Origin of the sequence: Sphingomonas sp. PAMC 26617 (genome assembly GCF_000242835.1) — a bacterium.
Taxonomy (GTDB): domain Bacteria; phylum Pseudomonadota; class Alphaproteobacteria; order Sphingomonadales; family Sphingomonadaceae; genus Sphingomonas.
The window spans coordinates 1233090-1246127 of record NZ_JH594425.1 but is presented as its reverse complement, the minus strand read 5'-3'; the positions used below and the strand labels follow the sequence as shown (position 1 = coordinate 1246127).

14 protein-coding genes and 1 tRNA gene are annotated in these 13038 nt (G+C 66.9%); 8 read left to right on the top strand and 7 right to left on the bottom strand.

The features are described from left to right. Nucleotides 1–32: 32 nt before the first annotated feature. Together RH91_RS05450 and RH91_RS05445 are read right to left on the bottom strand one after the other, a co-directional pair. Nucleotides 33–527: a DUF427 domain-containing protein gene (locus RH91_RS05450; protein WP_010161579.1), complete on the bottom strand. Its 495-nt coding sequence runs from the start codon at nucleotides 525–527 to the stop codon at nucleotides 33–35. Between the two features lie 7 nt (nucleotides 528–534). After that, nucleotides 535–843, bottom strand: a complete 309-nt coding sequence (locus tag RH91_RS05445; RefSeq protein WP_010161578.1) for a hypothetical protein — start codon at nucleotides 841–843, stop codon at nucleotides 535–537. 115 nt (nucleotides 844–958) lie between these two features. Here RH91_RS05445 and RH91_RS05440 point away from each other — a divergent pair, with 115 nt between their 5' ends. Further along, on the top strand, nucleotides 959–2032 hold the full coding sequence (locus tag RH91_RS05440) for an SPL family radical SAM protein (protein WP_029623631.1): 1074 nt from the start codon (nucleotides 959–961) through the stop codon (nucleotides 2030–2032). A gap of 66 nt (nucleotides 2033–2098) precedes the next feature. Here the strand turns inward: RH91_RS05440 and RH91_RS05435 are convergent. Further along, nucleotides 2099–2173 (bottom strand) — tRNA-Gly (locus RH91_RS05435). Nucleotides 2174–2352: 179 nt separating this feature from the next. On the opposite strand from RH91_RS05435, the gene RH91_RS05430 reads away from it, so the two are divergent. The 3 genes from RH91_RS05430 (at nucleotide 2353) to RH91_RS05420 (ending at nucleotide 4343) form a co-directional block, all read left to right on the top strand. Beyond that, complete coding sequence (locus RH91_RS05430; RefSeq protein WP_010161576.1) at nucleotides 2353–3249, top strand: tetratricopeptide repeat protein; 897 nt, start codon at nucleotides 2353–2355, stop codon at nucleotides 3247–3249. After that, nucleotides 3246–3872 carry an LON peptidase substrate-binding domain-containing protein gene (locus RH91_RS05425; protein ID WP_010161575.1) on the top strand — a complete coding sequence of 209 codons (627 nt, stop codon included), beginning with the start codon at nucleotides 3246–3248 and terminating at the stop codon, nucleotides 3870–3872. Before RH91_RS05430 ends, RH91_RS05425 begins: the two co-directional genes overlap by 4 nt. Nucleotides 3873–3944: 72 nt before the next feature. Continuing rightward, nucleotides 3945–4343 (top strand): type II toxin-antitoxin system HicB family antitoxin, encoded by a 399-nt coding sequence (locus tag RH91_RS05420; RefSeq protein ID WP_010161574.1) that lies wholly within the window; start codon nucleotides 3945–3947, stop codon nucleotides 4341–4343. Nucleotides 4344–4359: 16 nt separating this feature from the next. Here RH91_RS05420 and RH91_RS21435 read toward each other — a convergent pair whose 3' ends face one another. After that, the gene (locus RH91_RS21435) at nucleotides 4360–4530 is read right to left on the bottom strand and encodes a type II toxin-antitoxin system HicA family toxin (RefSeq protein WP_269724687.1); all 171 of its coding nucleotides are present in this window, start codon (nucleotides 4528–4530) and stop codon (nucleotides 4360–4362) included. 31 nt (nucleotides 4531–4561) lie between these two features. Next, nucleotides 4562–5779, bottom strand: coding sequence for a UbiH/UbiF/VisC/COQ6 family ubiquinone biosynthesis hydroxylase (locus RH91_RS05415; protein WP_010161573.1), 1218 nt, complete (start codon nucleotides 5777–5779; stop codon nucleotides 4562–4564). A gap of 116 nt (nucleotides 5780–5895) precedes the next feature. On the opposite strand from RH91_RS05415, the gene RH91_RS05410 reads away from it, so the two are divergent. The 4 genes from RH91_RS05410 to ribA all read left to right on the top strand — a co-directional run bounded on the left by RH91_RS05410 (nucleotide 5896) and on the right by ribA (nucleotide 11567). After that, entirely contained in the window at nucleotides 5896–8229 is a 2334-nt protein-coding gene (locus RH91_RS05410) for an FtsK/SpoIIIE family DNA translocase (RefSeq protein ID WP_010161572.1), read from the top strand. A 697-nt stretch (nucleotides 8230–8926) separates the two neighbouring features. Then, nucleotides 8927–9490 (top strand): LolA family protein, encoded by a 564-nt coding sequence (locus tag RH91_RS05405; protein ID WP_010161571.1) that lies wholly within the window; start codon nucleotides 8927–8929, stop codon nucleotides 9488–9490. 215 nt (nucleotides 9491–9705) lie between these two features. Continuing rightward, the gene (locus tag RH91_RS05400; protein ID WP_010161570.1) at nucleotides 9706–10497 is read left to right on the top strand and encodes an exodeoxyribonuclease III; all 792 of its coding nucleotides are present in this window, start codon (nucleotides 9706–9708) and stop codon (nucleotides 10495–10497) included. Further along, nucleotides 10494–11567: a GTP cyclohydrolase II gene (gene ribA / locus RH91_RS05395; protein WP_010161569.1), complete on the top strand. Its 1074-nt coding sequence runs from the start codon at nucleotides 10494–10496 to the stop codon at nucleotides 11565–11567. Before RH91_RS05400 ends, ribA begins: the two co-directional genes overlap by 4 nt. Nucleotides 11568–11709: 142 nt before the next feature. Here ribA and RH91_RS05390 read toward each other — a convergent pair whose 3' ends face one another. Then, nucleotides 11710–12372 (bottom strand): HAD family hydrolase, encoded by a 663-nt coding sequence (locus tag RH91_RS05390; RefSeq protein ID WP_010161568.1) that lies wholly within the window; start codon nucleotides 12370–12372, stop codon nucleotides 11710–11712. Then, nucleotides 12369–13037 carry a YggS family pyridoxal phosphate-dependent enzyme gene (locus RH91_RS05385; RefSeq protein ID WP_010161567.1) on the bottom strand — a complete coding sequence of 223 codons (669 nt, stop codon included), beginning with the start codon at nucleotides 13035–13037 and terminating at the stop codon, nucleotides 12369–12371. The genes RH91_RS05390 and RH91_RS05385 overlap by 4 nt, the downstream gene beginning before the upstream one ends. Between the last annotated feature and the right edge of the window lies 1 nt (nucleotide 13038).

Sequence of the window (13038 nt, the reverse complement as noted above, 5' to 3'; positions counted from 1 at the left end):
CCGGCGATGCTAGCCGACCCGGTTGGCGCGGCCTACCACAACCGGCTGCCGGGAATGCCCTTGAACGGCCCGGCGAAGGCGCTGGTGATCCAGCCGCCGTAGAAGTCGCCGGGTTGCGGCGTCACCGTCTCGCCGTCCACGCTGCACCGGTCGAACGGCGCAGCGTAGAAGGCGACATGGTCGCGGAGCATCGCGAAACCGGGGGTCGGGTTGGCGTAGCTCCACCCGACCCGTGGCAGCACGTCGTCCTCCACTACCACGTCCCAATAGGCCGCATTCCCCTTCCACTCGCAGAACGACGCGCCGGGGGCGCGCCGCAGCACGCCGTCGCGAATATCCGCGCGCGGGATGTAGTAGCTCGGCGGATGGCTCGTCTCGAGCGTCCGCACCGTCGCGCGACTGTCCGCGACCACGATCCCGCGATGCTCGATCACGACATGCGCGGTGGTCGCCTGGGCGATTGCGGGGCGCGGGAACGCCCAGACGCTTTTCTGCCCGGGCAGCACGGGATCGGGTTTGGGCCACATGGTCCGGTCAGTCGGTCGCGACGTCGGCGGCGTCGAACTCGGCGAACGCGCTGCGGATTTCACCGGCGCGCGCGTCGTCCGCGACATCGACCGAAACGATCACCCGGCCATTCAGCGCGGCATCGTCGCGCGATTCGGGGCTGGGCTCGCCGGCTTCGGCGTCCGACCCGGCGGTTTCCTCGCCTGCCGTGTTCTCGTCGCCCGCGGCGGCAATGAAAATGTCGGTCCGCTCTAGGCCCTGTTCCTGGACGAGCCGTTCGACCGTCATCTCTGCTTCGCGACGGGTGGCGAAGGTTGCGGTGAGCGTGGTTGCCATGGCGATGAATCCTCTCTCGACGCGCTTGGTGCGCGCCCTCCCCGCCTGAACGCCCCGCTGAAATGATCGCTCCCGGCAAAATGAACGCAGGCGACGGACCGCGCGTTTGGCGCTCGTGTCTTCGCTCATCGATCCCGCCCCCCGAACCTGGCGTCCGCGCCGCCTGCTCATCACCCGCTCGGCGCGCGACTGGGCGCACGGTCGCGACATCGCCACGCGTGCCGCGGCGCAGGGCGTCGCCGTGGTCGACCTGCCCAACGATCGGGTCGTGTGGGACCAGCCCGACGATCCGCGCGCCGCCTATGCGGACGCGAAGGCGACGCTCGCGGTCGTCGTCGCGCCGCCGTCGAAGCTCAGGCTCGAACCGATCGCGCCGAGCGCGGACTGGCGGGTCGATCTGGCGGCGGGATGCCCCGCGCATTGCAGCTATTGTTATCTCGCGGGCTCGCTCAAGGGCCCGCCGATCACGCGGGTCTATGCCAATCTCGACGAGATCCTCGGCGTCCTGCCGCGCTATATGGACCAGGGGACGATCACCTCGCGCTCCGCCGCCCGTGCGCATGAGGGAACCACGTTCGAGGCGAGCTGCTACACCGATCCGCTGGGCATCGAGCCGCTGACGGGGTCGCTGTCGCGCATGATTGCATGGTTCGGCGCGTCGGATGCCGCGACCCAGCTTCGCTTCACCACCAAGTTCGCGGACGTCGAGCCGCTGCTCGGGCTCGATCACCAGGGCCGCACCCGCATGCGCGCGTCGATCAATTCGGCGCGCTACGCCCGCTTCGAAGGCGGCACCGCGCCGGTCGCGGCGCGGCTTCATGCGCTGCGGCGGATGGCGGACGCGGGCTATCCGGTCGGTTTGACGATTGCGCCGATCATCGCGGCGGACGGATGGGAGGCGGCGTACGATACGCTGCTCGCGGACGCCGCGGCGTTGCTTGCCGAAGTTCCGGACTTGACCGTCGAGCTGATCACGCACCGTTTCACCAGCGGCTCGAAGGCAGTGCTCGACAGCTGGTACCCCGGATCCGCGCTCGACATGACCGACGCCGACCGCGTCACCAAGCGCACCAAGTTCGGCACCGAGAAACAGGTGTATGACGCCACGACGATGAAACGGCTGCGCGCGTGGTTCACCCGCGAGATCGCGCGGCGCTTGCCGCTGGCACGCGTGCTGTACTGGACATGACGCGCGAATCGGCGATCGTCCGTACAGCGGATCCCCGAGGGGAATGATATCGATGTAGGAAGTCGCTGGAGCGGGCGAAGGGATTCGAACCCTCGACCCCAACCTTGGCAAGGTTGTGCTCTACCCCTGAGCTACGCCCGCTCTGGCGCTGTGTGCCGGACTGTGGAGCCCGGCGGGTAGGGGGGGGCCTCTAACACCGGGTTGGCAGGTCGGCAAGCGTCTTTTCGCACAATCGCGAAAAGGGTTGGCTTGTCGGCCCTCGCCCCCACATAAGGCGCTACGACCCGAACGAATTGGAGCATCTCTTGGCGACCCTGGGAATGAGCGCAGTCGAACGTGACGCGGTGGAGGCATTCCGCCGCGACGTGGTCGAACCATCGATGACCAAATTGGTGATCATCGACTTCTGGGCGGAATGGTGCGGCCCGTGCAAGGCGCTGACCCCGGTGCTGGAAAAGGTCGCGGCCGCCTATGCCGACAAGGGCGTGGTGCTGGCCAAGGTCGATACCGACAAGAACCAGTTCATCGCCGCGCAATTCCAGATCAAGTCGATTCCGACCGTCTATGCGATGTACCAGGGGCAGCTCGTCGCCGACCTGACCCCCGCGCGGACCGAATCGGCGTTGAAGACGATGCTCGACCAGTTGCTCAAGCAATTGCCGATCGAGACCGAAGCCGCGCAGGGCGAGGCCGAGATCGAGCCGTTGATCGCGATGGGCGAGGAAGCGCTCACCGAGGGCGATGCGGACCGCGCCGCCGCCATCTTCCGCCAGATCGCCGAAATCGCGCCCGATCATCCCGCGGTCAACGCGGGCTTCGTCCGCGCGCTGGTGGCGGCGGGTGAGCTCGACGCGGCGCAGGAGCATCTCGCCGCGATGCCCGAGGACACCGCCAAGCATCCCGAGATCGAACGCGCCCGTGCCGCGCTGGCGCTGGCGCAGGATGCGACTCCGGTCGACGACCTTGCCGGGCTCGCCGCCGAGGTTGCCGCCAACCCTGGCGATTTCGACAAGCGGTTCGCGCTCGCCAACGGCCAGATGGCGGCGAACGACCGCGATGCGGCCGCGACCACGTTGCTCGCGATGATCGCCGAGGATCGCGCCTGGAACGAAGGCGCCGCCCGCACGCAGTTGCTCAAGCTGTTCGAGGTGGTCGGGCTCGAGGACCCGTGGGTGGCGGCGCAGCGTCGCAAGCTTTCCGCGATCCTGTTCGGATGACGATCTCCCGCCTCTCGATCTTCCCGCTGCCGGGCGCGTTGCTGTTCCCGGGGATGCATCTGCCTCTCCACATCTTCGAGCCGCGCTACCGCGCGATGATCTCGGACGCGATGGCGCGCGATCGCCGGATCGGGATGGTCCAGCCGCGTCCCAACGTGCCCGCCCGGCCCGACAAGCCGCTGCTGTTCGACATCGGCTGCATCGGCAAGATCGCCGAATTCGAGGCGAGCGAGGACGGGCGCTACAATCTGATCCTCGAGGGGCTGTCGCTGTTCCGCATCGTCCGCGAGCTCGATGTCCCGACCGCGTTCCGCCAGGTCGAGGCGGAACTGATCGCCTCCCCCGAATCGCCCGAGGTACTGTCGCTCTCGCGGCGCGCGGCGCTGGAGAGCGAATCGCGGGCGTTTGCCGATTCGCAAGGATATGCGGTCGACTGGGATGCAGTGACGCGGCTCGACGACGAGGCTTTGGTCAACGGCATCGCTCAGATCGCGCCGTTCGACGTCGCGGCCAAGCAAGCCCTGCTCGAAGCGGAGCGGATCGAGGAACGCGCCGAGCTGATCATCCAGCTGATGCAATTCTTCGGGCGGCACGACGGCGAGGATTCGGTGACGCTGCAATAAGCGAACCACGGTGGCTTGCCTGCAGCTCGCGGTGTGTATAGATACACATCGATAGTGAGAGGAGCTGTTTCGATGGCTATCGTTGTTTACCCCGCCATCGTGGAACGCGCCCAGGAGGGCTTCAGCGTCTTCTTCCCCGACCTGCCGGGATGCACGTCAGCCGGTGCCACGATCCAGCAGGCGGCGCTTGCGGCAGAAGAGGCGCTGTCTGGGCATCTGCTGGTATCGGCGGAGCATGGCGATCCGGTCGCCGACCCGACACCGCTGGATACGCTCGAGCGGGACCCGGAAGTCGAGGAAGTCGCGCGGATATTGGTCCGATCGGACCGTCCGGGTCGATCGGTGCGGCTAAATATCACGCTGGACGAGGGCCTGTTGGCGGCGATCGACCGCGTTGCGACCAATCGATCCGGCTTTCTGGCGGAGGCAGCGCGCCACGAACTGGCAGCGCGGCGAGTCACCGGGCGCTGATCGCCGCAGCACCACGCTACCGCAACTTCACCCCGCTCTGGTTTTCGATGCTCTTCAGCGTGCCGATCGCGAGGTCGGATTTGGGATGCGGTACGGTGACGGTCCCCGGCCGGGTCGGATGCCGGAGCTGGATGTGGCTGCCCTCCTGACGGACCGGCGCCCAGCCATCCAGCTTGAGCCGCGCGATGACATCCCTGCTCCTGATGCGACCGCCCCCCTTAAACCATTATCCCCTGCAGCAGCTTCGGCACATCCCCGCTCTCGCCGCGCGCCTCGGCGATGAAGCGGCGCTTGAGCGGGGGCATCTTCTGCACCGCGGACAGGCCGAATCGCCGCACCGCATTGGCGGTCTTGCCCTTCACGCCGAACAGCCGCGTCAGCCCGTCGGTCGCGACCGAGACCATCAGCGTGTCGAGGCTCCGCCACCGGTCGTAGCGCGCGAGCAGCGCGGGATCGCCCAAATCAAGCCCGCTGCGCTTGCCCTCGACCAGCACCTCGACCAGCGTCGCCACATCGCGGAAGCCGACGTTGACCCCCTGCCCCGCGATCGGGTGAATCCCGTGCGCCGCATCGCCGACCAGCGCGAGCCGGTCCGACACGATCTTCGCCGCATGATGGAAGCCGAGCGGATAGCTCGACCGCGCGCCCAACGGCCCGAGCTTGCCGAGGAACCCGCCGATTCGCTTGTCCGCCTCGGCGAGCCAGCCACGGTCGGACAGCTTCATCATCCCCGGCGCCTGATCGCGCGTGACCGACCAGACGATGCATGAGCGATGCCCCTGCGCGTCGTCGTTGAGCGGCAGGATCGCGAACGGACCGTCGGGATAGAAGATCTCGAACGCGATGTTCTCGTGGCTATGCTCGTGGTGGAGCGACGTCACGATCGCCGCATTGTCATACGTCCAGCGCGCGACGTTGAGCCCCGCCGCCTCGCGCGTCGGCGAATTGCGCCCTTCCGCCGCGATCAGCAGCGGCGCGCGAATCACCGCGCCCGAATCGAGCGTCACGGTGACGCCGGAGGCTGCGCGATCGATCGATACCGCGCGCGTTTTCATCCGCACGTCGACGTTCTTCGCGCTCGACGCCGCCTCGAACAGCGCAGCGCGTAGCCGCCGGTTCTCGACCATGTGGCCAAGCGCCTCCTCGCTCGAATCGGGTTCGAAATCGAGCGCGCCGGGTTCGAGCCCGTCGCTCACCCGGATCCCCTTGATCGGGCAGGCGATCGGCGCGAGTTTCTCGGCCACGCCGATCGCGCCGAGCATCCGCCACGGTGCCCCCGCAATCGCCGAGGCGCGCCCGTCGAACCCTGCTGCGAGGATGACCTCGGGGTCCGCAATGTCGATGACGATCGCCGACATGTTGTGCGCATCGAGCGCCACCGCGAGCGCGCTGCCGACGAGTCCACCGCCGAGAATGATGACGTCTGCTGTATCCATGCCTGGTCTGTAAGCCTCTCGCGCGACGCTGCCAATCGCGGAAAACTTGACGCGACCGCGTGGGCGAGCGATGAATCCAAGGGCACAGACAGCGAACATCGGGAAGACATTGCATCATGGCGAGCCAAGCGCAGCCACCGCTCTGGCGTGAGACGGTCAAGGCAGGCGCCGTGCGCAGCGGCGCGCTGCTCGGCGCGTTCACGCTGCTTACGCTCGTCGTGCTGATGGTGATCGTCATCGCAAGCTATCATGCGAGCGATCCGTCGCTCAACACCGCCTCGGCGGGTCCGGCGCACAATTGGCTCGGGCGTCCCGGCGCGCTCGTCGCGGATGCGGCGTTCTGGGTCTTCGGCCCGGCGGTGGTGCTGCTGCTGCCGACGCTGCTGCTGATCGCGCTGCGGCTATGGCGCGACGTGCCGGTCGGGCGCTGGCGCCGGATGCTGCTCGCGTCGACGGGCGGGACTCTGCTTGCCGGAACGACGTTCGGGCTGGTGTCGGGCGCGGCGGTCGCGTGGTTGCCGGCGGGGTATGGCGGCGTGTTCGGGCTTGCCTTGTCCAATCTGCTGCGGCTCGCGATCGGGCTGATCGGCGATCCCGTCGCGATCCTGTGGACGACGCGCGGGATCGCGACGGCGTTCGGGATCGCCGCGCTGGTGCTGTGGGCGTACAGCTTCACGATCGACATGGCCGAGCGCACGCTGCGGATCCCGCAAATCGCCAGGCGGTTGAGCGACGCACGGCGCGAGCGCGCGGCAATCGCCGGGTTCGACGAAGATGACGGCATGGAGGACGCCGAAGACGACGCCAAGCCCGCGCGCAAGGTCTCGATGCCGCGCGCGGTTGCGGCACCCGATCCGCGCCCCGGCCCGGTGATCTCGGACCGCCAGATCGCGCAATCCCCCCCGCGCGTCCGCACGCAGCAGACCTCGCTCGACCTCGGCGACAACACGCAGCTTCCGCCGCTCGACCTGCTGATCCCGACCCCGCCTGCGCCGGGCGGGCAGATCGACAAGGCCGCGCTCGAACGCAATGCGCGATTGCTCGAGACCGTGCTCGACGATTTCCACGTCAAGGGATCGATCATCAACGTGCGGCCTGGCCCGGTCGTCACGATGTACGAGCTCGAACCCGCCAGCGGAATCAAGGCGAGCCGCGTGATCCAGCTCGCCGACGATATCGCGCGCAACATGTCCGCGGTGTCGGCGCGCGTCGCGACGATTCCCGGGCGCACCGTGATCGGGATCGAGCTGCCGAACGTGCGCCGCGAGATGGTGGGCCTGCACGAACTGATCGGGTCGCAAACCTTCGAAGATCAGTCCGCCTCGCTCCCGCTGGTGCTAGGCAAGAACATCGCGGGCGATCCCGTCATCGCGGATCTCGCGCCGATGCCGCATCTGCTCGTCGCGGGCACCACCGGCTCGGGCAAGTCGGTCGGGCTCAACTGCATGATCCTGTCGCTGCTGTACCGGTTGAAGCCCGACCAGTGCAAAATGATCATGATCGATCCCAAGATGCTCGAATTGAGCATGTATGATGACATTCCGCATCTGCTCTCGCCGGTCGTGACCGATCCCGCCAAGGCGGTCCGCGCGCTCAAATGGGCGGTCGAGCAGATGGAGGATCGCTATCGCCAGATGTCGTCGATGGGGGTGCGCAGCCTCGCCAGCTTCAACGAGAAGGTGAAGACCGCGAAGGCCAAGGGCCAGCCGCTCGGGCGCAAGGTCCAGTGCGGCTATTCCGAGACGGGCCAGCCGATCTACGAGGAAGAAACGCTCGATTATCAGGTGCTGCCGCAGATCGTCGTGATCGTCGACGAGTTGGCCGACCTGATGATGACCGCGGGCAAGGAAGTCGAATTCCTGATCCAGCGGCTCGCGCAAAAGGCGCGCGCGGCGGGGATCCACCTGATCATGGCGACGCAGCGCCCGTCGGTCGACGTCATCACCGGCGTGATCAAGGCGAACCTGCCGACGCGAATCAGCTTCCACGTCACCTCCAAGATCGATTCGCGCACCATCCTCGGCGAACAGGGCGCGGAGCAGCTGCTCGGCAAGGGCGACATGCTCTATATGCCCGGCGGCAAGGGCATCGTCCGAGTCCACGGTCCGTTCGTGTCGGACGACGAAGTCCGCGCGGTCGCCGATCACTGGCGCGCGCAGGGGCAGCCCGATTACATCCAGTCGGTCACCGAGGAGCCCGAGGAAAGCTTCGCGCTCGACGGCGCGCCGACCGGCGAGGACAGCAAGGAAGACCAGCAATATCGCGCCGCGGTGCAATTGGTGTGCGAGAGCCAGAAGGCATCGACCTCCTGGGTGCAACGCCAGTTGCGCGTGGGGTACAACAACGCCGCACGGCTGATCGAACGGATGGAAAAGGACGGCGTTGTCAGCCGGCCCGACCATGTCGGACGGCGCGAGGTGTTGCGCGACCGGGATGGGCATCCGGTCTGAGGGGTGGTTTTCCGGATTGACGGCGTGGTGGGGTGATACTTGCCCGTGCCTATCTTAACCGCCGTCATGCTGAACTTGTTTCAGCATCCACCGTGCAATGGGCACGGACCGGACTTGGGCCGCGGTGGACCCTGAAACAAGTTCAGGGAGACGGGTGGTTGTTTAACAGTGGCCTCAAGCGGGCGCTGGCTTTAGCGGCTGCGTCGTAGTGGTGCGCTTCCCCGGCGCAGGCCGGGGCCCAGGAGCGGGCGGATAGAGGCGGGAGCTGTGCTTGTTACCTTGGCCTGCGCTACTGGGCCCCGGCCTTCGCCGGGGAAGCGTACTCGAGGCGTACTCTTTGAAACCGGGGAGCCTCGCCCCCCGCGTCAGAAGACTTCTCCGCGCCCTCCAGGTTCCCGCCGCCGCAGGAACACGGGGCGGACGCGGGAAACGGTCTGGTTCACGGCGCATTCAAGCGTAGGTGGCTTTATCAGGGCACCACATTGCAACGGTGCGCTTCCCCGGCGAAGGCCGGGGCCCAGGAGCGAGCGGATAGAAGCGGGTGCTGCGCGCGTTACCTTGGCCAGCTCTACTGGGCCCTGGCCTTCGCCGGGGAAGCACAGCCGTTAAAACCGGGGAGCCCCCAGCCCCCGTGTCAGGAGAATCCTTCGTGTCCCTTCGCTATGCCCTTCTCGTCCCCTTCCTCGCCGCCCCTGCGATGGCGGTGGCAGCGCCGTCCGCCGACCTGACGCTGGTGCAGAAGCACCTCCAGGCGGTTAAATCGATGACCGCCGACTTCGCGCAGGCGGATCGCGCGGGCAAGGTGCTGACCGGCACGCTGACGCTCAAGCAGCCCGGCAAGATCCGCTTTCAATATGAAAAGGGCGTGCCGATCCTGATCGTCGCCGATGGCAAGTCGCTGTGGTTCCTGGATTATTCGGTCGGCCAAAAGCAACGCTGGCCAATCGGCGGGTCGCCGCTCGGGATCCTGCTCGATCCGTCGCGCGACATGAGCGCGATCGCGACCGTCGTCCCGACCGGCAATCCCGAGCTCGTCTCGGTCGATGCCGCCGACCCCAAGCATCCCGAATACGGCCGGATCAACCTGGTCTTCAAACGCAATGCCGCCGCGCCCAACGGGCTGATGCTGCAGGGCTGGGTCACGCTCGATTCGCAGAACAACCGGACGACGGTCAAGCTGTCCAACCAGAAGTTCAACGCCCCCGTCGCCGACAACGCGTTTCGCTGGAACGATCCGACGCGAAACACCGGGAAAAAGTGAGGCCATTCATATTGGCGACAGGTTCGTGGGGCTAGACGCGGTCCTGCGGATGTGGGGTGGACCGGGATTTTTCCCCCTGTTGCCCGGACGCACCACTTCCCGCCTGCGTGACGAACGCTAGGTCGGCCCTCGCTCCATGCCCCCGGAGCGGGGGCCTTTCTGTATGCGCCTACCGCCGACTGGCGTTGCCGGGTCGGCGCGGCTACACACTCCGGATGACGACCCTGAAGATCGTTTCGTGGAATATCAATTCGGTGCGGTTCCGCATCGAGATCGTCGAGCGTTTCCTGCGCGAGGCCGACCCCGATATCCTGTGCCTGCAGGAAACCAAGGTGATCGACGGCGACTTCCCGCTCGCCGCGTTCCGTGCGCTTGGCTACAAGCATATCGTGCTCCACGGCCAGCGGATGCACCACGGCGTCGCGATCCTGTCGCGCGTCCCGCTTGCCGAGGACGACCGCTTCGACTGGCAGGCGAACAAGGAAGCGCGGCATGTCGGCGTCCGGCTCGAAAACGGCATGCGGATCGAGAACGTCTACGTCCCCGCCGGCGGCGACGTACCTGACCGCGAGGTGAACCCCAAGTTCGGGCAGAAGCTCGATTTTCTCGACCGGATGATCGACTGGTCGACCACGCTCGACGGCCCCACGCTGCTGGTGGGCGATTTCAACATCGCACCGCTCCCCTCGGACGTCTGGGGCCACAAGCAATTGCTCGGCGTCGTCAGCCACACCCCGATCGAGGTCGACACGCTCGACCGGCTCAAGGCGTCGAACAGCTGGGTCGATCTCGGGCGGCACTTCCACCCCGCCCCCGCGCGGCTCCACACCTGGTGGAGCTATCGCTCGGCCGACTGGACGGTCAACGATCGCGGGCGGCGGCTCGACCATATGTGGGCGACCGCGGACGTTGCGGCCACGGCGGTTCGGCACCATGTGTATGAGGAATGCCGCAGCTGGCTGAAACCCTCCGACCATGTGCCGATCATGACCGAATTCTCCTTGTGACCCACACGACCGGGGACGCGCACAAGACCGCGCTCGCGATCGACGCGCTGCGCCGCGGCTGGCCGATCGCGATTGCGGGCAGCGACGGCACGCTCGCGCTGCTGCCGATCGAGACCGCGGACCCGGTGCGGCTCGCGGCGTTCGATCCTGCGAGGCACGCGCCCGTGCTGCTCTCGGCGGGGCGCGCGGCGACGCTCAAGCTCGCCAACCAGCGCGAGGCGGCGGAGCCCGAGTCCCCCGTGCTGGTCGAACGCGCGCCGTGGCTCGATTTCGCGATGGCGACCGCGCTTTCGGATCCGCAGTTCGATCTCGACACCCCTTTCAAAGGCCCGTTCCGCGCGATCGCGCTCCCCGCGAACGATGCCGCCACCGCCGCGCTGACGCTCGCGCGGATCGGCGGGATGCTCCCCGCCTTCTTCGCGATCCCCGGCGAGCAGGCGGCGCTGGTGCTCACCCCTGCCGATATCGTCGCGCATGAAGATGCCGCGCGACTTGCGATCGCGACACGCGCGCATCTCCCCGTCGCAGACGCCGAGGACGCCGAGATCGTCGCGTTTCGCACCCCCGAAATGCCCGGCGAACACGTCGCGCTGCTGATCGGCACCCCCGATGGGCGGGCGCCGCTGGTCCGGCTCCACAGCGAGTGCCTGACGGGCGACGTGCTCGGCAGCCTGAAGTGCGATTGCGGCCCGCAGCTCGACGGCGCGATCCGCGCGATCCGCGAGAGCGGCTGGGGAATCCTGCTATACCTGCGCCAGGAAGGCCGCGGGATCGGGCTGATCAACAAGCTGCGCGCCTATGCGTTGCAGGACCAGGGGTTCGATACGGTGGATGCGAACACGCGGCTCGGCTTCGCGGTCGATTCGCGCAATTTCGCGGTGGCGGCGCGGATGCTCGAACTGCTCGGGCAGACGCGCGTACGGTTGCTGACCAACAACCCGCAGAAGGTCGCGCAACTCGAGGCGGCGGGAATCGCGGTGTCGGAACGCGTGCCGCACATCCTGCCGGCGAACCCGCATAACGAACGCTATCTCGCGACAAAGCGCGATCGGACGGGGCACCAGTTCTAGGGTTTCGCCTAGGATTGGGGATGCCCCCCTCTTTCCGTTCGTTTCGAGCGTAGTCGAGAAACCCGGCACAGCGCAGGTTTCTCGACTACGCTCGAAACGAACGGTGGGGTGGGAGTGGAGTAGCGTGGAGTAGTGGGTCGCCTTACTCCAGCAACAGCAGGACCTCGCCAAAATTCTTTGCGATATCATGCACCCCGATCGCGCGCAGTCGGTCCGCATGGTCCGGCCCGCAGTGCGAACCGCCGACAAATCCGATGACATGCCCGCCAGACGCCACCGCCCCCGTAGCGCCCACCGGAGAATCCTCGAGGATCGCGCAACGCGTGATATCGACCCCGATCGCCTTGGCCGCATGCAGATACAGGTCCGGTGCGGGCTTGCCGTTGGTCACATGCTCCTTGCCCGAATAGATATGGTCGCCGAACGCGTCCTCGAGCCCGATATGCGCGAGATGCCGTTTGATCCATTCGGTCGAGCTCGACGAGGCGATCGCCTTGGGAAGATCGAACGGCAACCCCTGGATGAACCGTACCGCGCCCTCGACGGCGCCGACGCCCTCGCGAAGCGCGCGCGCATCCTCGGCTGCGCGCATCGTGTAGAAATCCTCAGGGAGCGGCCGGTCGATCCATTGCTCGAGCGCACCGATGAAATGCTGCCCCGACAGCCCCATGAAATTGGCGTAGCTGTCCTCGGGCGTCGTCGGATGCCCGATTCCGGTCAGATACTCCGCGATCTGGCGGTTGCCGACCGCTTCGCTCTCGATCAGCACACCGTCGAAATCGAAAATCAGGCCATCGAACTTCATTTGCGCGCTCCGAAAAGGGCGGTACCGACGCGGACATGCGTCGCGCCCAGCATCACCGCGGTTTCATAATCGCCCGACATCCCCATCGAGAGGCCGTCGAGCCCATGGTCGCGCGCCAGCTTGGCGAGCAACGCAAAATACGGAGCGGCCTCGGTCTCGACCGGGGGCACCGCCATCAATCCGGCGAGCGGCAGGCCCGCATCGCGCGCGGCGGTGATCAGCCCGGGAAGATCGGCAATTGCGCACCCGCCCTTCTGGTCCTCATCCCCGATATTGACCTGGAGGAAACACGCGGGCCGCTTGCCGAGCTTTTCGATCGCACGTCCCAGCGCAGTGACCAGCGACAGCCGGTCGACCGAATGGATCGCGTCGAACAACGCGACCGCATCCTCGGCCTTGTTCGATTGCAATTGCCCGACGAGATGCACCTGCGCGTCCGGGAATGCTGCACGGAGCGCAGGCCATTTGCCCTGCGCTTCCTGCACGCGATTCTCGCCGAACACGCGCTGGCCCGCGTCGAGAAGCGGGAGGATCTCCTCGGGCGGCTTGGTCTTGGAAACCGCGATCAGCGTGACGGACTCGGGTTTGCGGCCGGCAAGCTCGGCGGCATGCGCGATGCTGGTGGAAACGGCGGCAAGCCGTGTGGTGGGGTCGTCGGTGGCCATG